At 46.4% G+C, this 25,846-nt stretch carries 30 protein-coding genes; 22 read left to right on the top strand and 8 right to left on the bottom strand.

The genetic code is table 11. The features are described 5' to 3' along the window. Positions 1 to 81: 81 nt before the first annotated feature. The 4 genes from asnB to HQN90_RS21940 are packed head-to-tail and all read left to right on the top strand — an operon-like array spanning position 82 to position 4,990. Positions 82 to 1,956: an asparagine synthase (glutamine-hydrolyzing) gene (gene asnB, locus HQN90_RS21955; RefSeq protein ID WP_173222616.1), complete on the top strand. Its 1,875-nt coding sequence runs from the start codon at positions 82 to 84 to the stop codon at positions 1,954 to 1,956. 36 nt (positions 1,957 to 1,992) lie between these two features. After that, positions 1,993 to 2,733, top strand: coding sequence for an HAD-IIB family hydrolase (locus HQN90_RS21950; protein ID WP_173222614.1), 741 nt, complete (start codon positions 1,993 to 1,995; stop codon positions 2,731 to 2,733). 48 nt (positions 2,734 to 2,781) lie between these two features. Further along, positions 2,782 to 3,261: a DUF456 domain-containing protein gene (locus tag HQN90_RS21945; RefSeq protein WP_173222612.1), complete on the top strand. Its 480-nt coding sequence runs from the start codon at positions 2,782 to 2,784 to the stop codon at positions 3,259 to 3,261. Between the two features lie 46 nt (positions 3,262 to 3,307). Then, complete coding sequence (locus HQN90_RS21940) at positions 3,308 to 4,990, top strand: putative polysaccharide biosynthesis protein (protein WP_173222610.1); 1,683 nt, start codon at positions 3,308 to 3,310, stop codon at positions 4,988 to 4,990. Here the strand turns inward: HQN90_RS21940 and HQN90_RS21935 are convergent. Then, on the bottom strand, positions 4,985 to 6,241 hold the full coding sequence (locus tag HQN90_RS21935) for a DUF2515 family protein (RefSeq protein ID WP_338042365.1): 1,257 nt from the start codon (positions 6,239 to 6,241) through the stop codon (positions 4,985 to 4,987). The two genes, HQN90_RS21940 and HQN90_RS21935, sit on opposite strands and share 6 nt — an antisense overlap. Positions 6,242 to 6,494: 253 nt before the next feature. Here HQN90_RS21935 and HQN90_RS21930 point away from each other — a divergent pair, with 253 nt between their 5' ends. Genes HQN90_RS21930 through HQN90_RS21915 form a run of 4 tightly spaced genes read left to right on the top strand, consistent with a single transcriptional unit; the run spans position 6,495 to position 9,624 of the window. Further along, the gene (locus HQN90_RS21930; RefSeq protein WP_173222608.1) at positions 6,495 to 6,884 is read left to right on the top strand and encodes a GntR family transcriptional regulator; all 390 of its coding nucleotides are present in this window, start codon (positions 6,495 to 6,497) and stop codon (positions 6,882 to 6,884) included. Continuing rightward, positions 6,877 to 7,566, top strand: coding sequence for an ABC transporter ATP-binding protein (locus tag HQN90_RS21925; protein WP_173222606.1), 690 nt, complete (start codon positions 6,877 to 6,879; stop codon positions 7,564 to 7,566). Before HQN90_RS21930 ends, HQN90_RS21925 begins: the two co-directional genes overlap by 8 nt. Continuing rightward, positions 7,563 to 8,396, top strand: a complete 834-nt coding sequence (locus HQN90_RS21920) for a hypothetical protein (RefSeq protein WP_173222604.1) — start codon at positions 7,563 to 7,565, stop codon at positions 8,394 to 8,396. The genes HQN90_RS21925 and HQN90_RS21920 overlap by 4 nt, the downstream gene beginning before the upstream one ends. Before the next feature lie 13 nt (positions 8,397 to 8,409). Further along, positions 8,410 to 9,624 carry a hypothetical protein gene (locus HQN90_RS21915; protein ID WP_173222603.1) on the top strand — a complete coding sequence of 405 codons (1,215 nt, stop codon included), beginning with the start codon at positions 8,410 to 8,412 and terminating at the stop codon, positions 9,622 to 9,624. A gap of 39 nt (positions 9,625 to 9,663) precedes the next feature. Here the strand turns inward: HQN90_RS21915 and HQN90_RS21910 are convergent, their stop codons facing one another. The 3 genes from HQN90_RS21910 to HQN90_RS21900 all read right to left on the bottom strand — a co-directional run bounded on the left by HQN90_RS21910 (position 9,664) and on the right by HQN90_RS21900 (position 11,235). Further along, entirely contained in the window at positions 9,664 to 10,038 is a 375-nt protein-coding gene (locus HQN90_RS21910) for a hypothetical protein (protein ID WP_173222601.1), read from the bottom strand. A gap of 148 nt (positions 10,039 to 10,186) precedes the next feature. After that, positions 10,187 to 10,384, bottom strand: a complete 198-nt coding sequence (locus HQN90_RS21905) for a type II toxin-antitoxin system antitoxin (protein WP_173222599.1) — start codon at positions 10,382 to 10,384, stop codon at positions 10,187 to 10,189. A gap of 11 nt (positions 10,385 to 10,395) precedes the next feature. After that, positions 10,396 to 11,235, bottom strand: coding sequence for an SPFH domain-containing protein (locus tag HQN90_RS21900; RefSeq protein ID WP_173222597.1), 840 nt, complete (start codon positions 11,233 to 11,235; stop codon positions 10,396 to 10,398). A gap of 171 nt (positions 11,236 to 11,406) precedes the next feature. Here HQN90_RS21900 and HQN90_RS21895 point away from each other — a divergent pair, with 171 nt between their 5' ends. Continuing rightward, entirely contained in the window at positions 11,407 to 11,751 is a 345-nt protein-coding gene (locus HQN90_RS21895; RefSeq protein ID WP_173222595.1) for a thioredoxin family protein, read from the top strand. Between the two features lie 146 nt (positions 11,752 to 11,897). Further along, positions 11,898 to 12,047: a hypothetical protein gene (locus tag HQN90_RS21890; RefSeq protein ID WP_173222593.1), complete on the top strand. Its 150-nt coding sequence runs from the start codon at positions 11,898 to 11,900 to the stop codon at positions 12,045 to 12,047. A 213-nt stretch (positions 12,048 to 12,260) separates the two neighbouring features. On the opposite strand, the gene HQN90_RS21885 is transcribed toward HQN90_RS21890, so the two are convergent. After that, on the bottom strand, positions 12,261 to 12,782 hold the full coding sequence (locus HQN90_RS21885) for a general stress protein (RefSeq protein ID WP_173222592.1): 522 nt from the start codon (positions 12,780 to 12,782) through the stop codon (positions 12,261 to 12,263). Positions 12,783 to 13,036: 254 nt separating this feature from the next. On the opposite strand from HQN90_RS21885, the gene HQN90_RS21880 reads away from it, so the two are divergent. The 5 genes from HQN90_RS21880 (at position 13,037) to HQN90_RS21860 (ending at position 18,337) form a co-directional block, all read left to right on the top strand. Continuing rightward, complete coding sequence (locus HQN90_RS21880) at positions 13,037 to 13,936, top strand: COX15/CtaA family protein (RefSeq protein WP_079409816.1); 900 nt, start codon at positions 13,037 to 13,039, stop codon at positions 13,934 to 13,936. A 144-nt stretch (positions 13,937 to 14,080) separates the two neighbouring features. After that, positions 14,081 to 15,832, top strand: coding sequence for a UbiD family decarboxylase (locus HQN90_RS21875; RefSeq protein ID WP_173222591.1), 1,752 nt, complete (start codon positions 14,081 to 14,083; stop codon positions 15,830 to 15,832). Further along, positions 15,829 to 16,785 (top strand): DMT family transporter, encoded by a 957-nt coding sequence (locus HQN90_RS21870; RefSeq protein WP_173222590.1) that lies wholly within the window; start codon positions 15,829 to 15,831, stop codon positions 16,783 to 16,785. The genes HQN90_RS21875 and HQN90_RS21870 overlap by 4 nt, the downstream gene beginning before the upstream one ends. 42 nt (positions 16,786 to 16,827) lie before the next feature. Then, complete coding sequence (locus HQN90_RS21865) at positions 16,828 to 17,538, top strand: Cthe_2314 family HEPN domain-containing protein (RefSeq protein ID WP_173222589.1); 711 nt, start codon at positions 16,828 to 16,830, stop codon at positions 17,536 to 17,538. 7 nt (positions 17,539 to 17,545) lie between these two features. Beyond that, positions 17,546 to 18,337, top strand: a complete 792-nt coding sequence (locus HQN90_RS21860) for an SDR family oxidoreductase (protein WP_173222588.1) — start codon at positions 17,546 to 17,548, stop codon at positions 18,335 to 18,337. A 64-nt stretch (positions 18,338 to 18,401) separates the two neighbouring features. On the opposite strand, the gene HQN90_RS21855 is transcribed toward HQN90_RS21860, so the two are convergent. Continuing rightward, positions 18,402 to 18,647, bottom strand: coding sequence for a NifU family protein (locus HQN90_RS21855; protein ID WP_056829608.1), 246 nt, complete (start codon positions 18,645 to 18,647; stop codon positions 18,402 to 18,404). 93 nt (positions 18,648 to 18,740) lie between these two features. Here HQN90_RS21855 and HQN90_RS21850 point away from each other — a divergent pair, with 93 nt between their 5' ends. After that, positions 18,741 to 18,998, top strand: coding sequence for a DUF1450 domain-containing protein (locus HQN90_RS21850; protein ID WP_173222836.1), 258 nt, complete (start codon positions 18,741 to 18,743; stop codon positions 18,996 to 18,998). A gap of 1 nt (position 18,999) precedes the next feature. On the opposite strand, the gene HQN90_RS21845 is transcribed toward HQN90_RS21850, so the two are convergent. Together HQN90_RS21845 and mqnE are read right to left on the bottom strand one after the other, a co-directional pair. Beyond that, positions 19,000 to 20,064, bottom strand: coding sequence for an NAD(P)/FAD-dependent oxidoreductase (locus HQN90_RS21845; protein ID WP_173222587.1), 1,065 nt, complete (start codon positions 20,062 to 20,064; stop codon positions 19,000 to 19,002). Positions 20,065 to 20,108: 44 nt separating this feature from the next. Beyond that, on the bottom strand, positions 20,109 to 21,209 hold the full coding sequence (mqnE, locus tag HQN90_RS21840; RefSeq protein ID WP_173222586.1) for an aminofutalosine synthase MqnE: 1,101 nt from the start codon (positions 21,207 to 21,209) through the stop codon (positions 20,109 to 20,111). A gap of 341 nt (positions 21,210 to 21,550) precedes the next feature. Between mqnE and HQN90_RS21835 the strand changes: the two genes are divergently transcribed. From HQN90_RS21835 to HQN90_RS39995, 6 genes are all read left to right on the top strand, one after another. Then, a complete protein-coding gene (locus HQN90_RS21835) occupies positions 21,551 to 21,727 on the top strand; it encodes an aspartyl-phosphate phosphatase Spo0E family protein (RefSeq protein ID WP_173222834.1) in 177 nt (58 codons plus the stop codon). A gap of 147 nt (positions 21,728 to 21,874) precedes the next feature. Then, positions 21,875 to 22,246, top strand: coding sequence for an iron-sulfur cluster insertion protein ErpA (gene erpA, locus HQN90_RS21830; RefSeq protein WP_079409808.1), 372 nt, complete (start codon positions 21,875 to 21,877; stop codon positions 22,244 to 22,246). 1,458 nt (positions 22,247 to 23,704) lie between these two features. After that, a complete protein-coding gene (locus tag HQN90_RS21825; RefSeq protein WP_173222585.1) occupies positions 23,705 to 24,109 on the top strand; it encodes a hypothetical protein in 405 nt (134 codons plus the stop codon). A 121-nt stretch (positions 24,110 to 24,230) separates the two neighbouring features. Further along, positions 24,231 to 24,695: an SRPBCC family protein gene (locus HQN90_RS21820; protein WP_173222584.1), complete on the top strand. Its 465-nt coding sequence runs from the start codon at positions 24,231 to 24,233 to the stop codon at positions 24,693 to 24,695. A gap of 6 nt (positions 24,696 to 24,701) precedes the next feature. After that, on the top strand, positions 24,702 to 25,214 hold the full coding sequence (locus tag HQN90_RS21815; RefSeq protein ID WP_216855410.1) for a DUF402 domain-containing protein: 513 nt from the start codon (positions 24,702 to 24,704) through the stop codon (positions 25,212 to 25,214). A 153-nt stretch (positions 25,215 to 25,367) separates the two neighbouring features. Next, a complete protein-coding gene (locus HQN90_RS39995) occupies positions 25,368 to 25,670 on the top strand; it encodes a DUF3953 domain-containing protein (RefSeq protein ID WP_420851073.1) in 303 nt (100 codons plus the stop codon). Positions 25,671 to 25,846 lie beyond the last annotated feature (176 nt).

Raw genomic sequence — 25,846 nt, 5'->3', positions numbered from 1 at the left:
TGGCTAGCTGATATGGTATACTAATGTATCGGTTGCCTTGAGAGAAAGATTGATGAATGGTACGGAGGAGTGAGTTTCACCATGTGCGGTATTACAGGTGTCATGTATTTTGAAGATAGAGAACCAACGGTTGCCATGCTGCAGCAAATGACAGATGTGATTGTGCATCGGGGACCGAATGATTCCGGTTTTTGGACGGATAATCGGATTGGCCTGGGCTTTCGCCGCTTGTCTGTTATTGATCTGAAAGAAGGGCATCAGCCTTTAGCGAATGAGGATGATTCCGTTTGGATCATTTTTAATGGAGAAATTTATAATTATAAAGCGCTGCGCACCATGCTGCAGGAGCGGGGGCATCAATTCCGCACGCAAAGCGATACGGAGGTTATCGTTCACCTCTATGAGGAGTACGGTGAGGAATGCGTCAAACACATGCGCGGCATGTTTGGCTTCGTGATCTGGGACAAGAAAAAGAAGCAGCTGTTCGGTGCGAGAGACCACTTCGGCATTAAGCCATTTTACTATCATGTGAACGATCGCCAGTTCTTGTTTGGCTCTGAGATTAAGAGCCTGCTGGCTGCAGATGGCATGAATCGGTTAATCCACACGGACAGCTTGCTGAACTATCTGACTTTCCAATATGTCCCGGAGCCTAATACTATGTTCCATGGCATACATAAGCTTCCCCCTGGGCATACCGTCAAAATTACGTTCGATGGCGAAATGTCGATCCAAAAATATTGGGATCCCATGTTTGAGCCGGAGGAGCGTCCATTCGACGAGTATGTGGAACAAATTCGTGAGACCCTCAAAGATTCGGTCAAGCTCCACATGGTCAGTGATGTGGATCGCGGCTGCTTCTTGTCGAGCGGAATAGACTCGACGGCGATTGCGACCCATATGCGGAATATTGAACCAATCCGCACCTTTTCCGTTGGCTTCGAAGGAGCCAACAACGAGACACCGATTGCCGCGCAAACCGCAGCGACACTCGGTACACAGCATTATGACAAAATCATCACGAAGGATGATTTCTTCGCTACGATGCCGAAGGCGATATGGCACCAGGACGAGCCTGTCGCTGATCCTTCGGCCATTGCCCTCTATCACGTGGCGCAGCTTGCGCGCGAGCACGTGACGGTGGTGCTGTCCGGCGAAGGCGCGGACGAGCTGTTCGGCGGCTACCGCATTTACCGCGAGCCGCAGTCCCTGCGTCCGATCGAGCAGCTGCCGCAATCGGTGAAGCGCATGCTGAACCGCTTCGCGCGCATGCTGCCGAGCAGCGTGAAGGGCCGCAACTACGTCCTGCGCGGTACCACGCCGCTGGAAGAGCGATTCCTCGGCAATGCGAAGATTTTCTCCGAGGATATGAAGGCCGAAGTGCTGCGCCTCGATAGTGAAATGCTGCGCGCGTACAAGAATCCGGTGCAAATTGCCGGCGATTATTATAACAAAACCAAACATCTGGACCCTGTAAGCCGGATGCAGTATATCGACATGAATCTATGGATGCCTGGCGATATTCTGATGAAAGCCGACAAGATGACGATGGCGCATTCCCTGGAGCTGCGCGTGCCGTTCCTCGATAAGGAACTGTTTGAAGTGGCTCGCCGTATTCCGGCGAAGTACCGCATTGCGAACGGGACGACGAAGTACATCTTCCGCAAGGCGATGGAAGGCATTATTCCCGACCCGATTCTGAATCGACCGAAGCTGGGCTTCCCGGTGCCGCTGCGTGACTGGGTGAAAGGTTCGATGGGCGATGTGCTGCTTGAGCAAATCAAATCCAGCGGCATCGAAGATTACATCAATATGGACGCCGTCCAGCGGATGCTGCATAAGCATCGCAATGGGCAAGGCGACTATGCCCGCCGGATTTGGACGATTTATATATTTGCCCTCTGGCACATGACATTCATGGAAGAACTGCCGAAGAAAGTGCTCGCTGCTTACTAGGTTTACTACTGATGTAAAGACAGGGGATGGATCAACGTGGGAACATACAAACTAATCGCCCTCGATATGGACGGCACACTGCTGAATGAGGATAAGAAAATTTCTGCTGAGAATCGCGAAGCGATTGAGCAAGCGACAGCTTTGGGCAAGATTGTAATGATGTCCACAGGGCGCGGCGCAATCAGTGCTATGCCCTATATTGAAGAACTGGGGCTTACTACGCCCCTTGTTGTGGTAAATGGGAGCGAAGTGTGGGAATCGCCGAGCAAGCTGCACAAGCGGACACTGCTTTCTGCGGAGACGGTGCGCAATTTGCATAAGCTGGCACAGGAGCATGATTGTTGGTGGTGGGCGTATTCGGTCAATGGCGTGTTCAACCGGGAGAGCGAGCAGCTGGATCTGGAAGAGCAAGAATGGTTGAAGTTTGGCTATTTCACGGAAAATCCAGACAAATTGCAGCGCATTCGCACGACGGTAGAAGGGTGGGGAATTCTTGAAATTACGAATTCACACCCGTCTAACATTGAATTGAATCCTCTGGGCATTAGCAAAGCAAGCGGCTTGGAAATGGTCTGTCAGCTTCTTGGCATTCAGATGTCCGAAGTTATTGCAATGGGAGACAGCGAGAATGACATCGCGATGATTCGTGAAGCGGGTCTTGGGGTTGCGATGGGCAATGCGCAGGATGAAGTGAAGCGGATCGCGGATATCACCACGTTAACGAATGAGGAGCATGGTGTCGCGGAAGTCATTCGCACTTACTTGCTTCAAGCCTAAGAGCTGCTGTATCACGCATGCCTGAAAGAATAGACGGAGGTGCTGACCTTGATCGCTTTAGGCTGGAGCTTAGTCATTATTTTATTTGTCGTAGGGATGATTGGTGCTGTTTATCCGATCTTGCCCGGCGTACTGGCGATTTATGGTGCTTTCTTCCTCTATGGCTGGTTGATCAGTTTTGAGCCGTTTGGGGTCTGGTTTTGGATCATTCAAACGCTCGTTGTCATCGTTATTATGGTGGCGGATTATGCGGTAGGCGCGCTGGGGGTCAAGAAGTTCGGAGGCTCGAAGGCTGCCATCATCGGAAGTACGATTGGTTTGATTATTGGACCCTTCGTAATACCTGCTTTTGGCTTAATCATCGGGCCCTTCTTGGGTGCCGTCATCGGTGAAATTATAATCGGGACCACGTGGAAAAAGGCAGTCAGCGCCGGCTTCGGCTCTGTTGTCGGATTCTTCGCAAGCAGCGCCGTGAAAATTGTGCTGCAGCTGGCGATGATTATTATTTTCCTCATCTGGGTTTTCTAAGGATCAAGGATTTGAATGAATACAGGATCAGAGAGAAGGAACGGACTTGACGAAGGAAACCAAAGATTCTCTTGTAAAAGGGACGCTCATTCTCACCGTGGCCGCGCTTGTAGCGCGGTTTCTCGGCGTTTTTCAACGAATTCCGCTGGTGCACCTGCTGCATGAAGGTGGAATGGGCAGCTATTCGATTGCCTTTAATTTATACTCCATCTTGCTTGTTGTTGCTACGGCGGGAATCCCCAGCGCTCTGAGCAAGATGGTCTCGGAGAAATACGCCATCGGCCGTCCTGCGGAAGCAGAACGCATCTATCGGGCGGCAATTTGGTTTGCAATTGTAGCCGGCGTCCTGATGACGGCTATCTTGTATGCTTTTGCTCCCATCTATGCCGAGCGCATTTCGCATGGAGGTCCTGACGCTACGCTAGCTACTCGTGCGATAGCGCCAGCGATGTTGTTCTTCCCGCTCATTGCGATTATGCGCGGTTATTTCCAAGGTCGGCAGAATATGATGCCTAATGGGGTTTCGCAAGTTGTGGAACAAGTGTTCAGGCTCATTACTTCGATCGGACTGGCCTTTATTTTGCTGAATATCAGCTTAGGCTGGGGGGTCGCAGGTGCTTCGTTCGGTGGAGTTATGGGCGGCATCGCGGCGCTCGCGGTGATGCTTTATTATGCTTTGAAGCTGAAACGCAGAGATGCTCAAACGTTGAAAATGCCCTTGGCTGCTGCCGGGCAAACAGCTGCAGCAGGGAGCCAAGCTGCTGCACAACCTATGGCCCGGTACAGCGACATCTACCGTAGTCTTCTTAAGCTGTCGATTCCGATCGTTATCTTCTCCGTGACGGTGACGCTCGTGTATGCGATTGATACATCGATCATTATTCCGCTCCTAGAGGGATCGATTGGTCGCAGTGAAGCACTTGGTTTGGTCGGTATTATTGGTGGACGGGCCCAATCGTTGGCTGGGATCCCGATTATTTTGGCGATTGCGTTAAGTCAATCGGTTGTACCTATCATCTCAGCTGCATATTCCCGCAAAGATTTGAAGCAAGTCGGCCACCAGACGACGAGGGTGCTCCAATTATCGATTCTATCTGGATTGCCTGCTGTGCTCGTGATCGCGATTGCGGCTCGTCCTTTGGACTTTTTCATGTTCGGACATGAGGACACCGCATATGGGATGAGTCACGGACCGTACATGATCGCCTTGCTTACCTTAGGCGCTATGTTTCAAATCGTCATGCAAACCTCTGGTGCCGTTCTGATGGGCATGGGTCGTATGAAGCCGCTGATGCTCCATGTAGGTGCAGGTATCGCTGTTAAGCTTGCAGGAAGCTTCCTGCTGGCTCCATGGTTTGGTATCTATGGCATCATCGTCTCTACAGGACTATGCTTCATAGCGATGTCATGGCTCAACTTGCAAGCTTTGCGCGCAGAAGTGAAATTCACGATTCTCGGTCGACGATTTATCGGCTTATTTGTCACCATTCTGGTGATAGCTGTTCTTGGTTTTGCTGTGGAATGGCTCACGCATACGTATGTGCAGCCAACGAGCTGGTACCGTCTGAATGAAGGCATCAATGCCGTGCTGGTCTGCGGTTTCACCGCTGCCTTGTATCCACTCCTGCTGATGGCAACGCGTGTTGTTACGAAGGACGACGTCAAGAATTTTCCGGCACCGGTGCAGAAGCTGATCGCCAAAGCCGGCAGGATCTTGAAACGCTCATAGGATCTCAGCAGCACGTATGGCAAGCTCTATTTTATTAAGCCCAAAATAAATTTCATTCGTCATATCATAGGGTTCCGGAACCGGAATCGTGTTCAAATGAGACAGCGGCTTCTCCACGTCCGTGAACCAGTCTCCAGGCTCTACAGGCGCAAACGGCTTATCGGCCCATGCTTGTGCGAGCGGAGGACTATAGAGGGGGGAAGCCTCTGTTATCCAGTCACCACCATCCAGCCTCTCCTGATACTTCGTATCGGGGGAGGCTTTTGCTATTGGCGAATAGCGATTGGGCCAGTAGTCAGCACGCGATCCCGTATGAGGGGCAGCAGCGGCAAACGCGATTACGCTTTCCAGCACCTGAGGAATGCCAAATAGGATGGCATATAAGCTTTTGCCGAACGCAATGCGCTCCGATTGATCCGCGAAATGCTCTAGAATCAGGCCAGCAAGGTGCCAATCAGAGGCGTGCTGAGCAGCAGTAGACAGGGGTTTGAAAGGAAACCCAACCTGGTTCAATTGAAGATAAGCTTGGCTTTTGAAAAGAACGTTATTCAAAACGGTTTCCTGATAAAGCGCATTCTGGACAATCCGCTGCTCAATGAAATTCTGCTCATTCACGATCAGTGATATCGTCAGGATGGCTGAGTCGCGATGTTCCCAGAAATGCTCCCAAAACGGCAGCATCCAAGCTGAGACACCCAGATCAGGAAGCAGATGGAAGAGGCTTATTTTTCTTCGTTTACTTTCTTGATACAACAGCAGCTGCGGATAAGCATCGTGAAAAATCAACCCATTGGCTCGTTCGAGGAAAGCGAAAAGCTGGTCCATCAATTCCTGTTTCAACAGTCGCGGCAGCAGCTCTCCGCGCAAGTCGGTCATGCACCAGCCGCCATTGCGAGATACCATATGAGCAAGCAGCGCCCAGTGGATTTCTGGGGTATCGAGGTAAACTCTCCAGTACGCCGCGGTTCGAGTAACATTATTGCGATTGTCTTGTGCTGTCTGCGCTCGAATGTGCTGCAAAATTTCGAGTTCCTCTGCAGATGCCTTCTGGTTAGTGACTCCGGCTTGAAGAAGTCCGCGCTGCTTGATTAAACGGGCTTCTATTCGCTTGATCGATGCCTCGGAAACAGGGATGGGGCTGCTTTGATCAGGAGGCTTCGTTGTATCAAAAAAGTGATGAATAAGGCTTGGAAAGCTTTTTAATTTCTCCCAAAGCTCGTGGTCCTTCCTTGGTTTCGTGGTTCCACCCACCTGATCATCTCCCTCATGTAGTCTGCAAAAAACGATGAACTTTTATTGTTAGCATAAGCGCTTGATGCTATGTGCTGTAAGGAGGAAATGGCGATTTCAGCCTCCCTGAGTTGTCAGAGCATGGCCTGCAAATGTAGACAATGCTTGACACTTTTAGTGTATTAAGTGTATAGTACACTTCGTAGTGTATTAACCGGTTAATACATGCTCGAGTTCGGCTTGATAGATTAGGGTAAACATAGGAGATGGATAGATGAACATTACGTTTAACAACCGCGATCCGGTTTATCTGCAGGTTGTCAGATATTTCAAAGAAGAAATCGCCACAGGCAAGCTAGCGGCAGGACGGGAGATCCCCTCAAGGCGGGAGCTGGCAGGAATGTTGCAGATCAATCCGAATACGGCACAAAAAGCTTACAAAGAGATGGAGGAACAGAAGTTGATTACAACCGAAGGCAATTCTCCCAGTCGGATTACGACAGATGAGCAAATACTGAACTCAATTCGCGAAGAGCTGATTCAAGAGGCTGTTACGGTATTCGTTCAATCGATCAAGAAGATCGAGCTGCCGACGGATGAGCTGCTTCGCTTCGTGAAAGAGAAGTATGAATCCGAACGGGCAAGGGAGGCGCAGCATGATTGAAATTGATAAGATCGTGAAGGCATACGGCCGCAAAAGAGTGCTGGACGAGGTCTCATTCACAGCTGACAAAGGCCAAATCACTTGTCTGATTGGTATTAACGGTGTTGGGAAATCTACGATCATGAAAGCAATCATGGGACTAACGCCTATTCAAGGCGGTCAAATCCGTATTGATGGACACCCATTAGATAAGAAATCCTATGAAAAGGTCGTTTTTATACCGGATACCCTAACCATGCCTCCTCATTTAAAAATTCAAGAAGGGATGCAGTTCATGCAAGACTTCTATTCGAATTGGAACCAGAATCGCGCAGAAGAGCTGCTTACTTTCTTCAAATTGAAGGCAAATGAGCGCATCGGGAATTTATCCAAAGGAAACTCAGCCAAAGCTAATCTGCTGCTGGGGTTATCGCTGGATGCCGATTATCTGCTTATGGATGAGCCATTCTCGGGTATTGATATTTTCAGCAGAGAACAGATCACAAGCGTATTCACGAGTCATCTGATCGAAGACCGCGGAGTTCTTGTAACGACGCATGAAATTCATGACATCGAACATTTGATCGATCAAGTGGTTCTTTTGGATAGCGGTCGGGTGATGAAGCAGTTCGATGCGGAGGAGATGCGCTCCCAAGAGGGCAAATCGGTTGTGGATGTCATGAGAGAGGTGTATGTAACATGAATAGGTACAGCAAGCTGTTGAACTGGGAAATCGTCCGGTTTAGCAAAATATTTGGTGCGTTGGGCTTGCTCACTACAGTGGCCCAGTTTCTTGGGATTTGGCTTAACGCCAAAGCCTACTTGAGCAGTGCAGAAAATACGATGGAGCGAAATTCCTTGACGGCGATCCAGTATGTCGAGCAGTTCAACCCAGCCAAAATGACGAACAGCTTCCAATCCATTTGGTTCGAGGGTTCGATTGCCTTATGTGCTGTGACGATTTTTCTCTATATTTTTTGGACATGGTACAAGGAATGGTTGGGCAAAAATACGTTTGCCTACAGGCTGCTCATGCTCCCTACGTCCAGGATGAATGTGTATCTGGCTAAGCTGACTGCTATAGTTCTATACGTTTTGGGATTCGTGGCTTTGCAATTTGTACTGCTTCCGGTTCAATTAGCCGTATTTAACAGCTTGATTCCAAGCGAATGGAGACAACCTGTCACGATCGGTGAACTGATTGGGCAAAATCGGTTCATCCATATGCTGCTGCCTTCTGATTTCATCGAGTTTGTATTGTATTACGGCGCAGGGGTAATGAGCGTTATCATTCTATTTACAGGAATTTTGCTAGAACGCAGCTACCGAATCAAAGGGATTGTGGCAGGAGTCCTATATAGTGCGGCAGCTGTCGTTATATTTATATTACCTTACCTTGTTGCGGATAAATGGCTTAACAATAACTGGTTTCCAAGTGAAGTTCTGTTGTATCAAGTTGTCATTGGCCTTTGTCTTACAGCCGTTTCATTATGGTTGAGTTCATATCTATTACGTAAAAAAGTAACCGTATAAAGGAGGTGCAATCATGAAGCGTTATTGGATGCTTTTGGTATTACTTGTATTTAGCCTTAGTTCGATCAGCTTTCATTATGTTGGTGCTGTGCAGGGACCCAAACCGGACTATTACTTAAAGATGGTGACAGGCAAGGAAGAAGAAGCCGCAGGGCTTGCGGTCAAAGGAAGTTATCAGGTGGAACCGATCGTCGTTACAACCAAAGGAAGCGAGTATCCTAACGACCATCAGTCGTATTTGGAAAAAATGGATTTCTCTTATTATTATGATGTTGAACTAAAAGAGCTTCTGAATGAACATCGTTCTTTCATGCGAGGAAAGAAAGATAGGAACGCCTTTTTTGAAGATGACAACGTCATTGGTTATGTAGGGTCTGATTATCAGTATGATTTAGATAAAGGGCAGTCGGATATTCTCGATATAGCTCTATATGATAAAGGCAAGAAGAAAAACAGTGCGGCTTTTAAGGTACAAATCAAGAAAAACGCAGATGACTATATCAGCATTTGCGATGTGCAAATCAAAGGACAAACGATGAAAGTGCTCATTGTTTTCCAGCAGCTATTGGCCGGTGGTAGGCATGTATTTAAAAATCCGGAATACCACATGTACACGCTTGATCTCGACAAGAAAATGGTTGCCGCGCATGAACGGATCGAAACAGGTGCCAAGCAAGAAGATAAACTAAAGTCAGTTGTCACGTATACGGGAGCAAGTGATTTCTTGAAATCAAATCGTTACGAGATTTTTGATCAACGCACATATGAATGGAAAGATGGCAACGAAGACAACCGAAAACTGATGAATCGCGAGCTATTCGTTTATGACATTTGGAAGGGACAGCTCACGAAGATTCTTAATGAGTCTATACATGAGCTTCTGATGAAACCAAAAGTAGAGAATCAAACCATTCAACAGGTTGGCGATGATCTGTATATTTCCTTAATATCGGAAGCTGAGCCGTCTCAGGTTGTGCGCTACGATCTGGTAGAAAACAAGATCAAGAGTGATACGAAGCTGGAGCTTCAAACGATGCAAAGCAAATGGGGCCAGGCAAGAATAACCCGAATCGTGAATAATCGTGTATATGTATTAATGTTAGGGAAGTTAAATCCCGCAGCAGCCATAATCGACTTAGACACCAGAAAGACGGTTTATGAAGGTGTTGTTGAGCGTAGAGGAAGTCTCGATATGAGTGAACTTTCGATTTCTCTGATCTATCGGTGAAATAGCTTGAAGAAAACAGGGGCCGCATGGCCCCTGTTTTTAGGTCTTAACTTGCTCAGGTTTGCTGTTGATATTCTGATAATGGGGCAGATCTCGCAAATTCATCCTTTCAATATGCTGCCTGGTTTCCTTTGTGCCTAAGCGGTGGATGAGAAAATAAATATTCTTCAGCTGTTCATCGTAAGAGCGATTTTTCATATCTTGATCTTTTTCCGGGAAGGCTTCATAGGGTGTTCGGGCCCGATTTATCAATTGCTTATCAACCAGTTTCATCGCTTGAAATTGCTCTTGGAGTTGGAGATGTTCAGCCTCATCAGCGCGAATTTCAAATTCATAGTTCTCACGGATAACGGCTTCGCCAGCGGGAACGATCTCTTGCCTGCCGACGCTAACCCAATAGGTGGTTTTTGGCATGCTGCATCTCTCCTTTTTTTGGATATATGTCTAAGTACCCTCATTCAGAAGCTTAGAAACCTACAAACTTAGAAACGCCTCCCCACACTGAAAAACGCCTCCATTCCCACTTTAGATGTGGTTTTGGAGGCGTTTTTTGTACGTTATGTTAATCCTGTGACTTCTCTGGATCGGGTTGTGGTGGTTCGAGTCCTGGTTTTAACAGCCGCCCGGAACGATGAAGCGCTTCGCGCAAAACATATTCAATATGACCGTTTACACTGCGAAACTCATCCTCCGCCCAACGCTCCAAAGCTTCATAGAGCTTGGGATCGAGGCGGAGTGCGAAGTTTTTCTTAGGAGCCATAACGGGTCCTGTTAATACAGCGTACCGGTATTAATGACCGGGCTCGCTGAACGGTCCGATACAATCGCAACGAGTAGATTGTTAATCATGGCCGCTTTTCTTTCTTCATCTAATTGAAGACCTTCAGCTTCCAAACGCGCGATAGCCATCTGCACCATTCCAACGGCCCCGTCAACAATGGTTTGTCTAGCTGATAAAATGGCGGAAGCTTGCTGACGCTGAAGCATGGCGCTGGCAATTTCCGTCGAATAAGCAAGGTGAGTAAGGCGCGATTCAATTACCTCAACACCGGCAACGGAAAGGCGATGCTGCAGCTCAAGACTCAGCTCTGCGGCAACTTCATCTGCATTGCCTCTTAGGGAGTAGCCGTCACTATCAAAGCGATCGTACGGATATTTGCTGGCGACATGGCGAAGGGCGGTTTCGCTTTGAATCTCCACGAACTTCTCATAGCTATCCACATCGAAGAGCGCTTTATAAGTGTCTACAACCTTAAACACAACAACAGCTGCAATTTCAATTGGATTGCCTTCAATATCATTCACTTTCAGCTTCACGCTGTTAAAATTGCGCACACGCAATGAAATTTTCTTCCGAGTGGAAAAAGGGATAATTAACCAAAGTCCGCTTTTTCGAATGGTCCCTTTGTAACTGCCGAAGAAATTGATGACAGAAGCTTCATTCGGCTGCACGGCAGTAATGTTCGAAACAAAAATAATTCCAAGCACAATGAGAATAATCCCGGAAACAACATATTGTTGCGTAAGAAGCAGAACTCCAGCTCCAGCACCGATTACAAATAATAATAATCCAAGAAATCCATTAATTGACCAAGCGCTTGTTTCTTTCATGCGGGCAGCACCCTTTCTCATTTAACATATTGTTTTGATATTTAAATGATATCACTTTTTACTTTAAATGTAAATACTGATAAGAGGAAAATAGACGGCTCCCCATGAACTTGACACAGCTTTCGGGGCATGCTATAAGTGAATAAATTCCTAAGCAGTGAGGTGTCCGCTATGTTGAAAGTTTCCAATGAACAAACATTTCAAAAACAAATCTCGCAGTCCACGTTAACCGTCGCCATCTTCAAAACAACCTGGTGCAAGGACTGCCACTATATCGATCCCTTCATGCCAGCAGTCGAGCAAGCTTATGAAGGACGCATCACCTTTATTGAGCTGGACCGCGATGAAGTCCCGGATCTATGTGAGCAGCTGAACATCCTTGGCATTCCAAGCTTTATTGCTTTCCGTGAAGGCAAAGAACTCGTTCGCTTCGTCAACAAGCTGCGCAAAACACGCGAAGAAATTGAGCAGTTTCTTGATCGCGCAATTGAAGTTTCCGGTGCCTTGCCTTCTTAAAAGGCAATAAAAAAAATCTCTCTTATCTGTACAATGGGCTCTGGCCTGATTGTTGGTAAGAGAGATTTTTTGTTTTGTGAGCTGCGGCTTCGCGGCGGCGGCAAGGCAACGAGTGTTGGGTGAGCCGGCAGTAAAGGCTTTCTCGAGTGCCAAAAGCAGGGAAAAGGCAAGAGAAGAAGGCTGAGCCGGCCGAAAGCGCCGTCTCAGCGATGGGAAAGCAGCAAGTGCTGCTTGAGCCTGCCAAAAAGGCAGTCTCAGGCACCAAAAGCAGGGAAAAGGCAAGAGAAGAAGGCTGAGCCAGCCGAAAACGCCGTCTCGGCGGCGGGAAAGCAACAAGTGCTGCTTGAGCCTGCCAAAAAGGCAGTCTCAGGCGCCAAAAGCAGGGAAAAGACAAGAGAAGAAGGCTGAGCCGGCCGAAAACGCCGTCTCAGCGGTGGGAAAGCAGCGAGTGCTGCTTGAGCCTGCCCAAAAAGGCTGTCTCCCCTCAACTTTTCCCTGCACGCATATTCTTATGATCTATAGCCATACTCTGGACTGTAAGTATCAGCATTCAGGGATTGATGATTGCGAAACGTCTCGTACGCTCTGGGATCTCGGACTGCGTCCGATTCGACGAGAACGAGAATTTTGCCATCCTTGACATAAGCCTCATACGTGGCAGCCTCTTTTTCGGGAATCCCCAATCCGATTAGACTGCCGACAAGTCCGCCTGCACTAGCACCAATTGCGGCTCCGGTCAAAGTAGCTACAATAGGTCCAGCGGCAATAAGAGGACCTATGCCCGGAATGGCGAGTGCGCCGATGCTTGCGAGTAATCCGGTAACGCCGCCAAGCACACCACCTGAAGCGGCACCAGTTGCAAGACCTTCTTCCGCTTTGGTTTCCGTTGCATCCTCAATTTGATTTAAACCCTCGTTATTTCTGCCGATTACTGAGATATCATCGGAACTGTAGCCTTCATCTTTGAGTCTGTTAATCACCTGTATGGCTTCTGTTTCTGAATGAAAGACACCGATAATGTGTTTACTCATAGATAAAACCTCCTGTGATCGTTTTGGCGGGGACTAGTCGCAATCCCTTATTTTCGCGCTCAACTTCTACTTACCCTTGTCCCCAAAGTTGAAACATTGAATAGATGATGAACATCTGAGCCGCGTTTGGCTTGGTTTCAGAGCTTTGTAACAATTGCGAATGGATTTGCCAAGTTTTTAAAGCTATAATTGAAATAGGAACTCCACTATTCGACATGATGAACAGAAGTCACGACATAAAAGTAGGTGCAATCATGCAAAAACTGATTCAAAGATTAGCCAATCTTTCCGCCATCGGCATGTTTCTTATTCTTGCTATGGGCGCCTTGGTAACAAAGGCAGACGCAGGCAGAGGCTGCGGAGACGAGTGGCCGCTGTGTCATGGGCAATTCGTTCCGGCACATACAATTTCATCGCTTATTGAATACAGCCATCGCTTGGTTGTAGGCATCGTGACCTTAATTTTGGTTGCTACATTCATTCTTGTTTTTCGATATGTGAAACGTAATGATGCCAAGTTTTTTATTTCAGCTACGGTATTAATGACACTGATTCAAGCAGCAATGGGCGCCATGGCTGTCGTCTGGCCGCAGTCTTCTCTGGTGCTGGCGCTTCATTTTGGACTGTCTTTATTGGCTTTTGCGTTTTCCTTACTCCTAGCGCTTGTATTTACTTCGTGGGGACAATTCAAGAGAGATACGAGCATCCACAGCGGCTTCAAAGCTCTTGTATGGATTACGACAGTCTACAGCTATGTTGTCGTATATCTCGGCGCATTTGTGCGTCACACCGTTTCATCGGGAGGCTGTTCGGGCTGGCCCTTATGCAACGGCGAGGTTATTCCGGAGCTTAGCGGCGCTACAGGTATTGTTTTTACCCACCGCATAGCGGCTTTACTGTTATTTATTTGTATTCTGTTCCTTTACTTGCAAGCAAAGCGTTATTATCAAAATTCAGACAAGCTGCGTTTTGGCAGCAAATGGTCGTTGATCCTGGTATCGCTGCAAGTGCTCAGCGGAGCGGTTGTCACGTGGTCCATGGGCAATGAAGTTGGTTATTTGTTTGCCGGGATGGTGCATGCGGTTATCGTGGCTTGCATGTTTGGATTCTTATGCTATCTATGCGTACTAACTTTATATGACCGCAAAGCTTAATGCCTGACGGGCGGGCTCCTTGGAAGCACGGCGCGGCAAGGTGCTTTGGTGGAAAAGGAGGCCTTCTTAAGGAAGGCTATTTCCTTTTCCTTTTATTTTTCTTTTTCCTTTCTTTTTATTTCAATGATTAAAGGGGGAACATACGTGACACCAACGAATTTACGTGCATTTCTGGATATTTTGCGCCGCGAAAATGAAGTGATCGAAATATCGGCTGCCGTCGATCCGAATCTGGAGCTCGCGGAAATTCATCGTCGCGTCATTGACGAGCAAGGTCCAGCGTTGCTGTTCACGAACGTCAAGGGTAGCTCCTTCCCTGTCGTTTCGAACCTCTTCGGAACGACTCGACGGGTCGATCTTGCATTTGGTCCGAAGCCAGAGCAATTCATGAAAGCGGTTATCAATGCAACAAGCACATTGCTGCCGCCTACCCCGCAAGCACTCTGGGGCGAGAGAGCCTTGATCATGGACCTTCTTAAGGTCGGCACGAAGAAAGTACAGCCTAACCAAGCGCCGATTCTCGGCGGCTTTAAACGGGACAACCCGCTCGCCGGACTGCCGCACCTAACGAGCTGGCAAGAAGACGGCGGCCCGTTCGTCACGCTGCCGCTTGTCTACACCGAGCATCCGGACGGCGGTCATCATAACCTGGGCATGTATCGCATGCAGGTGTATGATGACTTCACGACCGGGATGCACTGGCAAATACATAAAGGCGGCGGCTTCCACTACCACGAAGCCGAGAAGCGGCAGAAGCCGCTGCCCGTCACCGTGTTCCTGGGCGGCCCGCCTGCGCTCATTGCCTCGGCGATTGCGCCGGTGCCCGAGCACTTGCCCGAGCTGATGCTTGCTTCGCTCATTCTCGGGCAGAAGCTCCCCATGGTAGAGAATCCCCATGGGGGGCACCGCCTCGTCGCCGAGGCGGAGTTCGCGCTGTGCGGCGTCGTTCCGCCGCATACAAGAAGGGCTGGCGCTCATTTCGGGCACTACTCGCTCGTCCATGATTTCCCCATTTTCAAGGTGAATCATGTATGGCACCGCAGAGACGCGATCTATCCGGCGACGATCGTCGGCAAACCGCGCCAAGAGGATTACTTCCTTGGCGAATTCTTGCAAAGACTGCTTGAGCCCGCTTTTCCGGTGGCGATGCCCGGGGTCCAAAGCCTGTGGACGTACGCGGAGACTGGGTTCCACCCGTTAGCCGCTGCCGTCATCCGCGAGAGCTACAGCCGTGAGGCGCTGGGCACGGCATTCCGGATCTTGGGTGAGGGTCAGCTGTCGCTCACCAAATTCCTGATCGTTACAGACAAGCCGACGATCTTGGCCAACTTCAGCGAGCTGCTGGAAACAGTGCTCGAACGATTCAACCCAGGCTGTGATTTGTTCATTTTCAACAAAACATCGCAGGATACGCTTGATTATACAGGCGGCCAGCTCAATCACGGCAGCAAAGCTGTGCTTCTCGGCACAGGGGACCCTGTGCGCGAGCTGCCAAGAGCCTACGCCGCGGGAGAGCTGCCTGAAATCGAAGACATCGCCGTCTATTGCGGCGGCTGTCTGCTCGTCTCAGGCGCGTCCTACGCGGCGGAGCCGGAACTGCCTCAGCGCTTGCTGGCGAATGCGGCAAGCCGGCTCACCGAATGGCCGCTGGTCATACTCGTCGATGATGCCAGCGGCGTTGCCAAAGACCAAACCAAATTCTTGTGGACGGTGTTCACACGCTTTAATCCTGCCAGCGACATGTATGCGCAGTCTAGTGTGAATCGTCATCACATCGCCTACGAATTGCCAATCGTCATTGACGCTCGCATGAAGCCCGGATACCCGGATGAGCTGTTCCCGCGGGAAGACATTGTGGAGCTTGTCGACCGCAGATGGGAAGAATATTTCGTATGAGTCGCGAACGGTTACGCTCATTTTATCCGCATGCTGGATTTGTCATCGTCTATCTATTGTGGGGGATTAATCTCGCTTCTTTGAAAATCGGAGGCAGAGAATGGGATTCCCTTGTGTTCAACGGGCTCCGCTTCGCAAGTATGATTCCGATCCTCTGGGTCTATACTTACTTCTATTATCGATCGCGCTCACTGAAGATGCAGATCGCAGGCAAGGATCTCCTTCTTATCTGTGCTCTAGGCGTTCTTAATGCGGTTGGCATGGAAGCTCTATTGCAATATGCGCTGCAGTTCTCCAACTCAGCGAATGGCGCTGTTTTGGGCAGAGGCTTCATGCCTGTAATCACGGTGCTCATTGCTGTACTGGCCCGTCAAGTAAGATTAACCTGGCGTATCTGCGTAGGCATACCATTAGCCCTATTTAGCGTGGTTGTCATCGTTTCAGGCGGAGCAGAGGGTTTTCATCTGGGGGGAGAAACACTCCGGGGTGACATTTTACTATTGATGAGAAGTGTCATGGGGGCCATTTATTTGATTGGGATGAATCGTCTGGTCTTGAAATATCCTTTGCCGCTGTTGATTTCTTTCGAAATGACAGCAGGTGCTCTATCCTTGCTTCCTTTCGTATTGATGCGCGCAGACGCTGCTTATTTCTCCGCCATTTCAACAACAGGCTGGATCAGCCTCATCTATACGTCTATTCTGGCAACAGCTGTCGGGTTCTCTTTGCATAATTGGAGTTTATCGAAGCTAGGCCCCTTCAAGGCTTCGGCCTATGGGTACTTGCTGCCCGTGACAGCCGCGATTGCCGGGTACTTTTTGCTATACGAATCCATTTCCATATTTCAATGTCTGGGCGGTATCGGTGTGTTGACAGCGATGTATCTGGTACAGCGGGATCGGACTCAGACTATTAAACGCGATCAACGTAGCGAACAGACAACGAACCTGTAATCAAGCAAACGATGTCTCTAGATCCTAAAAGGGGGTGCTTACGTGCTGCGAATCTTGTTCAACGAGCCAAAACGAATCGATAGCGGACTTCTTTTGGAAGCCGGCAATGCGGTTAGAGCTTATATGGAATTGCTGGAATCCAAGGAGAGCAACCACTTAGCCGCGGATTATCCGAAGTATCACAGGCAGGCGATCTGGAGCAAAGGATTTATTGATGCTTTGGATGAGCTGGAGCAGAGCAAATATTGCTGCGAGAAATACGCGGAGCTTATTCATAAAGCATTTTTGGAAGAAATGGAACCATCCGAGATCGAAGCCTACCATCGTTTCGTTTACTTTTATAAAAATGCGTTCATTCGTTTGTTTTCCATTTTAGATAAATTGGGTACGTTTATGAATGATCTCTTTGAACTGAAAACAGAGACATTGAAATCACGCTTTTCGTATTTTACGGTGCTGCGCCGGATGCATGAGAAACATATTCACGGCTCCTTGGAAGTTCAGTTGTACAATCTCAAAATGGATCACAAAGCCGCGATGGATCGCCTTCGCAATCAACGCAATATGGAAATTCACTATATAAATGCGGAGATGCTCGATGATCTTATGCAAAAAGAGCCGTATCCCGGAGATCGGATTCATGTTGAAAATGTCCATTCCAACGTTGCTGATCTTCAGCAGGGATTTGATATGGCATGCCGAACCTTACTTATAGCGTTTACTTATATTACGGCAAATGTAGCAAAGGGGTAAGTTGACCATGGAATTAAGAGGCCGAACGGTTCTTATTACAGGCAGCGCCAAAGGACTTGGCAAAATGACCGCTTTAACCTTGGCTCAGCGGGGGTGTCAGGTGGCTGTCAATTATGTGAACAGCGAAAAGGAAGCCGCCGAGCTCGTTCAGCGCTTGGAAAGCTTGGGCGTTCGCAGTCTGGCCGTACAAGGGGATGTAGCCAAACGCGAGGACATCGTTCGTATGGTCGAGCTGACGAATTCAGCGCTGGGGCCGATTGATATTCTAGTTAACAATGCGGGGCCCTTTTTTCGCGAGCGGCGGTTTTTCGCGGATTATGGTGTTGATGAAATTGAATATTTGATGCGTGGCAATCTGTTAGGCGTGATGGAGCTGGATCATTTGGTACTGCCCATGATGCGGGAGAATCGCTGGGGGCGCATCATCCACTTTGGTTTTGGCAAAGCAGCCGAAGCAAGGGGATGGACACATAGAGCCGTGTATGCAGCGGCTAAGGTTGGCTTAGTTTCCTTTACGAAAACCTTAGCGGAAGAAGAAGCCAGCCACGGGATTACCGTTAACATGATCTGTCCGGGAGATATCCGCGGCAAGAACAAAGAACGGACGATGGAAGAAGCAAGACTGGAAGTGGATGGCGAAACGCCGGTAGGAAGACCGGGGACGGGCGAAGATGTAGCCCGCGTCATTGATTTTCTATGCTTGCCTGCCTCTGATTTCATCACAGGAAATATTATGGACATATCAGGTGGCTTGGATCCGATACAGCCATTGCCTGTACTTAACCAGCGCAAAAATTAACGGCACTGCGCATAGCAAAAAGAGCTTACCATAGAGGTAAGCTCTTTCTTATGATATAGTCGTATTAGAATACCTGTACGACTTCGGTTATACCTTCAACTTCTTCAACTAGCGCACGTTCAATCCCGGCTTTCAATGTAATTGTTGAGCTCGGGCAGCTTCCGCAGGCACCCATGAGTTTCAGCTTCACAATACCGTCTTCTACATCAACGAGATCAACGTCACCGCCATCGCGTTGTAGAAAAGGACGTAGTTTATCTAAAACCTCAAGGACTTCATCATAAATTACTTCTTTTGTTTTTTCAGTCATTTGATTCATCTCCTTTCTTTTATTATTATATTACAATACTGATTAAATGAAAATGGTTTTCAACTAGAATATCAGTAGTAAGGTGGAATTTTTATTTTGAGACCGATTATCGAGTTTTGCGCAAGCAATATGCACCATGGTACGGACAAGGTCATGAAAGCTTTGGAGCTGGATCCTGATTATGACGTTATCGAATACGGCTGCCTGGGCAATTGCGGGCAATGTTATATGGAGCCTTATGCGCTTTTGAATGGAGAAATTGTAGCAGCCGAAAGCGCAGAAGCTCTTCATGAACGCATTGTGCAGAAAATAAAGGAAATCGAAGCGATGTACGATCTTCTGGGGGACTAACTTACCCGAAGTGGCGCTTGGATTTCCACAGCACACCGCTTTTGAGCATTCGGGCAATTTTACCAGTCATTAAGGTACGTTTGCCCATGATGCCGAAGCCGCTCTTTTTACCCAAGGAACCAAGTGTTCCTCTGAGCTTAATTTTGCCGAGACGAGGTGTATCGCCTTTCCAAATGGCTTGCATGGCTTCCACAATTTGCTTGCCTTGCGCTTGCGCCGCTTGCGCACTTGGAGAGAAAGGCAATGACGCACAGTCCCCAACAACGTAGACTTCTGGGTATTCAGCAATTTGATGATATTCATTGAGCACGATGCGGCCTTGACGATCCTTGGGAACGTTCAAAGCTTCCACAATCGGATTTGGTTGAATGCCGGCTGTCCAGATCGTTGCATCTGTGCGAATAATTTCATCCTGATTGTACAAATCCCCGCCGTCCAGACGAACTAACGAAACTTGTGTACGAAGCTCGATATGATGCTCCGTCATCCATTCACGCACATATTGCTGCAGATTGCTTGGGAAAGCAGAGAGTAAGCTTGGTCCGCGGTCAATCAACCGAATGTTCAGATCAGATCGGCTTTCCCGCAGCTCAGCTGCCATTTCAACACCGCTTAAACCGCCCCCGATAATAGAGACTTGCCCATAAGGCGCGATATTGTTAATGCGCTGATACGTAGCGCGTGTTTGTGCTAATGTCTGAATACTGGAAGAATGCTCAGCAGCGCCAATGATGCCATGGTAGCTATCCACACAGCCCAACCCAATAACCAGCCAATCGTAGGAAATCGGTTCTTTATCAGCAAATAAAATTTGTTTGTTGTTCAAGTCAACCGAAGAAACTTCCCCATACGTAAGAAGCAGCCGCGGATCATCCGGATACGCAACTCGAATATGCGTTTCCGCAATCGTACCTGAGGCAAGTGCGTAATATTCTGTTTTGAGTCCTTGAAAAGGGCTCCGGTCAATCAACTCCAGGATGGTGTCCTCCGGTAAATCCTTTTCCAACATGTTTAAGGCTATGGTCAAACCGCCATAACCTCCTCCGAGAATGACAAACTTTTTCATGCTATCCAATATCCCTTCTGAACGATATCTCTTCTCTAGTATGACTAATAAACTTTGATTTCATTATAAAAGGTATCGCGTTCAACGGGAACGCGTCCTGCGCCTTGAATTAACCAGACAAGCTCATCCCGCGTAAGTCCTTCAGGAGACAGCGCTCCGGCTGCATGGGAAATTTTCTCTTTCACAATCGTTCCATGTGCATCGGAAGCTCCGAAAGCGAAGGAAAGCTGTGTTAATTTGACCCCGATATTGATGAAATAAGCTTTAATATGAGGGAAGTTATCTAACATTAGCCGGCTGATCGCAATGGTCTTCAGCTCATCCCAAGCGGGTACGCGTCTTTTGAGACCTGCATTTTTGCTTGCCGGTTGAATGGAATTCGGAATAAAGACAAGGAAGCCGTTGGTTTCGTCTTGCAGCTCACGCAGCAACATCATATGACGGATGCGCTCTTCTTTGGTTTCGATGGAACCATACAGCATAGTGGCATGAGTCTTCATTCCGAGCAGATGAGCATTGCGGTGAACGTCAAGCCATTCTTCAGAGGACGCTTTTTCTACGTTCATTTTGGTCCGGTAGCGTTCGGTCAGAATTTCAGCTCCGCCACCAGGAAGCGTGGACAAGCCTGCGTCCATAAGCGTTTTGAGGACATCTCGGTAGCTAAGGCCGCTGATCCGTGAGAAAAACTCAATTTCAGCCGCGGTGTGCGCTTTAATCGTGACATCTGGGTAAGCCGCTTTTAATTGACGAATACAATCGACGTAATATTCAAATGGTAAGTGTGGGTTATGCCCTTGGCTAATATGGAACTCTCGAATTTCCGGGTTGAAATTCTCAGCCACATAATCCAACATCTGACTAGGCGTTAACGTGTAGGAGCCTTCTTCGCCTTCATCGCGGCGGAAATGACAAAAAGCGCAATGCTCCTCACATACGTTCGTGAAGTACAAGCTCATGTTTTGTACAAAATAAACCTTATTCCCGTTCAATCGTGTATTGACTTTGTTCGCTAATTGACCAATTGTCAGTAGATCGTCGGACTCATACAAAAAGAGCCCATCTTCCATGCTAAGACGCTGACCGTTCTCAACCTTCTCAGCAATTTCTGCCATCCGTTTGATCGGGTCTGTGGTGATCACACTCATTCTAACTCCTCCTATGAATACAAAATAAAGCTCATACTGAATGGGCGCATCGAACTTCAGTAAGAATCCAATGCGCCTTGCGGTGTAAGTGGCTCGCATACCTGTCAGCCAGTTCGGTTCAGGAATTCACACCCGTTTGCTTCATAAACGTACAAACCATCTATCCTATTATAAACCTCCGCATGGGGAGGGGCAACATCATGATGATGAAGATAAATTGACAATCTCACAAAAACGACAAAGAATTCATATATTTTCTGAAAATGTTATTCCCAATAATACCAAATTCCTGTATACTATTGCAATGTGATTACGTAGGGTTAAAAGGTGAATATAACGTGATGCCATTATTCGTGACCGAACCGCAGGAACGATTGAATATAGAAATTGAACAGCTGAGAGGCCAGATGGTTTCCCTCGGTACGACATACGGTTTTATGCACCCCGAAGTCCAACAGTGCAGCCGTGAGCTGGATCAATTGCTTTTGCAGTATTATGCGATGCGACCCAAGCAGTAAGTTAATGGCAGTTTTGGCTAGTCTAAGCTAAGCTGCTGCCCTTGAGCTATACAGGGATTAGGAGTATACTTGATAGTAAGCATTACGAAATCTTATGGATAATGCCAGTTTTCTGACAAAGAGAACTTCTGAGGAGGGATTTCCGTTATGATTAACATTAGTGAGTCAGCGACTGATAAAATCAAAGAGCTTCTAGCATCTGAAGAATCTTCGAACCTGTTTCTGCGCCTTGGCGTCAAGGCTGGGGGCTGTAGTGGTTTCTCTTACGGCATGGGCTTCGACGATGAGCAGAAGGATGACGATAAAGTATTTGACATACATGGCCTGAAGGTCGTTGTAGATGATGATAGCTCCAAGTATCTATACGGTGTGGAAATCGACTACACGGACGCAGGCATGGGCGGTGGATTCTCCATCAACAACCCGAATGCGGTAGCATCTTGTGGGTGTGGCTCTTCCTTCAAAGTGAAGGATGAAGAGGGCTTGGTTGAGAAGTGTGACGATAAGGTTGAGGCTTAATCCACCTAGTTAATGAGAGTAAGGATTGCAAGATAAATTCGACAATCCGCAATAATTAAATTGGATGTACACAACCCTAGAAATACGATTTCTGGGTTGTGGATTATGAACCTTCCAAGCATGTGTATTGATGTTAATACACATGATTGGGAGGTTTTTTGTTTTGAGACAAGACGGTGATTGGGTTTACGGATTGCGGGCAGTGATTTTCAAACACGCTTATTTCAACCTCAGATGGTACAATAGGAATAAAAGGAATATATATCCAATGCATCTCGTCGTTTGGTGTAAGTACAGCTTATTGCAAGGGGAATTTATAACTTGGTTCAGTTTTTTATTGGTAGTTTCCTTGTTTTAACTCATTGGAAAAAAGAGCTATCTATTGGGTTTGTTCAAGCTATTTTTATGTTGAGAGTGGGTTGATGGATGAAAATAAGTGTCAACAAAAAGGAGCGCCAAGTAATAAAAGGCTTCGCATTTTTACTGCTAATTCTATTTTCATTAGTTTTTACATTGAATCATCATTTGGGGTATTCGCTCGCTGATTCATGTTTAATCAAACTTGGAATCCCTACTTGGTCTAACGAGTATGAACCAGGTATCAATATCCACTATACGATACTTATTGGATTACCACTATTTTTGATTGGATATAAATACAGTAGATTCTACCTGAACAATGTGTACCCCTCATTCATGAGACGACTGATTTTCATCGTTATTGCTTTTATCTTTGTATACCCCACAGTTACTGATAAACTGATGTTTTTGATAAAATTTAATTCTTCGGGGTTGGATGCCATAACCTATTACCAGAAGAAGAGCAAATGTACCTTTCACTCAAATCCAGAAACCCTAGGTAATATGTCTTGTAATTTAACGTTAGTGAACTACAGCGGCAAATCTATGGTCATATCAGTTATTCCTAATATCGCCAAGACGAACTATTGGAAAGACATGAAGGAGTACTTTGAAGGAATTGAACTAGAACCAGTGAGTATACAATTATCACCACGCTCAAAGCTGAACATGGAAATCTATTTCAAATTTAAACAGACAAGTCAGTTTAATGGATCGGGAAGTATTGAAAACGTGGCCCTTGATATTGAGATTAACTGAATACGGATTTCCACAATACGTATGAGGTGAATAGTTACTAATTACATAATCATAAATGAGCAATTTTATTACATAAGGAGCGATACTCGTATCAAATTAGAAGGAATCCTATTCTTTTGTGAAATGAATGGAGAAAGAGTCAACTAAGTTTTTCAGCAGATATTTTGAAACAAACAAACTCCTCTTCAAGCTCTTTCCAAGTAGTTCCATATCCTTATATAATGGATCCTATACCAATGCAATCCAGTTTTACATAGTTCTAAGGTGCTATTGTTTGTATAATAAGGTAGAAATGATGCACTTTTTGTCAATATTTTATAATTATGAAGAGGTGAGTGCATGTCGTTAGCGAATTCAGCATGCTCAGTTGATGGTTGTGGGAATCAGCCTATCGAGATAGGGCTATGCCAGATCCATTTATCAGAGCAAAAAGAAAAACAAAGTAGAGAGAGAATGAACTTCTATGGAAAGCCAGATTTTGTGAGAAACCCTAAGTCTTCTATGTCTTATGAGAAAAGAAATTTTGCAAGCATAATAGTAAGTATCTTAATAGCTATTGCCTGCATAGAACTTATAGTCGCATTAATTCTTGGCTATTCTGCTGGAAATGAAAAGTATAGTAGCAGTTTCAGATGGTCTGCTGCTTTTATTTGGTGGGGGAGCGGTATCACTAGTGCCGCATTTATTTTTGGTTTCTCCCAAATCATTCAGTTGTTACATGAGATCAATAGCAAGATGAAATAAGATTGCAGACGAAAACCTCCAAGTTCGTAGGATGATTCCTATAAGATATATACTTGGAGGTTTTTTGTCTTTTTTTCATTTATAATAGAACTAAATAAGCATGATTAGAAAGTGAGCCTGTATGCCAATCATCCAAACAGAACTCCACATCCATGCCCCCATCGAAACTTGCTTCGATATGGCTAGAAGCATTGATATCCACGCACAATCAACATCACAAACCAATGAAAGAGCAGTTGGAGGCGTGACAAGCGGCTTAATTGAGTGCGGTCAAACCGTTACCTGGGAGGCCATTCATTTTGGCGTTAAGCAGCGTCTAACAGCTAAGATAACTGAAATGGACTATCCTCTTCGCTTCGTCGATGAGCAGGTTCGTGGTGCCTTCAAGAGGTTTAGGCATACACATGAGTTCTATACGACAGAGAACGGTACCCAGATGATTGATATATTTGATTACACGTCGCCTATGGGCTGGTTAGGGAAGCTTGCGGATGTACTTTTCTTACAACGCTACATGAAGGGGTTTCTTATAAAAAGGAACATGTATATTAAGAAAGTTGCTGAGGAATTTAATATAATAGGATGAGGTTGAATGGTGATAGATCAACAGATAACGATTAAAGCTCTTAAATTGGGGAACCATTCCCATTATGATTGGCATACAAAGTTATTAGAAATGACAGATACCTATGTTATCGTTTTGGGTGAATATGGAAGAAAGCTGCATCATCATACGAAGCAAAATATATTTACAATTAATAATTGGACTATTGAATTTTTCTCATTTGATTCTTGGTTTACGGTAAGCGCAGATGTCGTTGACGGAAAGATTCAACAGTATTACTGCAATATCAACGAGCCTGCAAGGGTTGACGGTACTATCGTTTCATTTGTAGATTTAGACCTTGACTTGGTCCAGAGGAATGGGGAATGGAAGGTCGTAGATGAAGATGAATTTGAGTGTAATGCGATGAAATTTTCATATCCTCAAGAGTTAATAGATCGAGCAAGACAAGAATTGGATCACCTGCAAATTCGCATTCAAAACAAGGGTTTCCCTTTTGACGGAACATTGGAAAAGTTCATTGATTGCATTCCCAACTAGATTAAAGGCCGAGAGCTTGGACCATAAGGTTTTAACCCTCTTCTTATGCTTATTTTCATTCTATAATCCCCTCTCTATTGGTAAAATGAGTGTGAACGTACAAAGCTATCCAGAAATGGCTAGCTTTTTTCACTCTATTTAATGATATAATGGATGATATGGAATATAAAGGGGTTAAAAGAGGTGGAAGTGAGGCTGTTATCTATGTTGAAAAGAATGAACGGATTTCGAGTTGTCAGTTTATTAATAACGATAGCTCTAATTATTAATGCTAGTATGGTCCTGACGAATCCATTTAAAGGCAACAGCAATACGACGGTGCTGCTTATAAGTTTGCTTTTTTTATTTTTAAGTATCTCAGAATATAAAGAAAAAAAGAAAAGAATAAGCTTGATAAATTTTATCGTTTTTTTGTTTGCTAGTTTTGTGTATATCTATTCGATCGTTAGACAGTAGGGTGCTAGCTTTGAGGGATTTTAAGTGCTGCCAATGGAAAAGGATTCAGTTTAATTACACTGGTACCCATAGTCTGGACACTTTGAAAAAGTGTTCAGACTGTGGGTATCTTTTTTTGTATACTAGAGTAAGCACCGGAGGGGATTACAATATGTCTAAGAAAATGTTTAGTGAGA

The organism is Paenibacillus alba, from assembly GCF_013204855.1.
Lineage (GTDB): Bacteria > Bacillota > Bacilli > Paenibacillales > NBRC-103111 > Paenibacillus_E > Paenibacillus_E alba.
The sequence above is the reverse complement of the archived record's forward strand: the minus strand, read 5'-3'. Positions and strand labels throughout refer to the sequence as shown.